2 protein-coding genes are annotated in these 850 nt (G+C 60.9%); both read right to left on the reverse strand.

Features of this window, described 5'->3' with window-relative positions:
- Nucleotides 1–514 (reverse strand): NAD(P)(+) transhydrogenase (Re/Si-specific) subunit beta (locus tag ACR0LF_RS23625; protein WP_480584119.1); only part of this gene is annotated, 514 nt, incomplete at its 3' end.
- Nucleotides 515–527: 13 nt separating this feature from the next.
- A partial coding sequence (locus ACR0LF_RS23630) for a proton-translocating transhydrogenase family protein (protein ID WP_480856499.1) occupies nucleotides 528–850 on the reverse strand: 323 nt, incomplete at its 5' end.

Genomic DNA, 850 nt, shown 5'->3' on the forward strand with positions numbered 1-850 from the left:
TGCCATAGGCCACAACCGAGCCGGTAAAGGTGATCGCACCGATGAAAATGCCCAGGAACAGTTCCACGTGCAGGATCGCAAGCTCAGCCGGCGTCTTCTTGGCGATCAGCTTGGCGAAAGCACCCAGATCGCTCAGATCCGCCTCTTTTGCGTTGTCGGCGATGGCCAGAACCTGCGCCACATTGCCGATCTCGAAATGCGCGTTGAAGCCCACGAACACAGCCGCCAGACCCACCAGCGAGTGCATCGCGGCCACAAGCTGCGGCATCTCGGTCATCTGTACGCGCTGCGCCACATATTGACCGATCAGACCGCCACCCGCGATCAGCAGCAGCGACAGCAGCCACAGGCCTGAACCGGGGCCAACCAGCGTGGCAAAGACCGCCAGCGCCATACCGACGATGCCGTACCAGACCGCGCGCTTGGCGCTTTCCTGGTTCGACAAACCGCCGAGCGAAAGGATGAAAAGGACAGCCGCAACGACGTAGGCGGCAGTGGTGAAGCCAAAATCCATCTACCCGGCCTCCTTAAGATTTCTGGAACATGGCGAGCATGCGCCGGGTTACGAGGAAGCCGCCGAAGATGTTGATCCCGGCCATGAAGACGGACAGCGCCGCCAGCAGAATAACCAGGAACGATCCCGACCCGATCTGCATGAGCGCCCCCACGATGATGATCGACGAGATCGCGTTGGTGATCGCCATCAGCGGTGTGTGCAAGCTGTGCGCGACGCCCCAGATCACCTGGAAGCCGACAAAGATCGCCAGCACGAACACGATGAAATGCTGCATGAAACTGGCCGGAGCGACCAGCCCCACCAACAGCATCAGCGCGCCACCGACACCCAGCA

This window comes from Ruegeria sp. E8, from assembly GCF_056533985.1.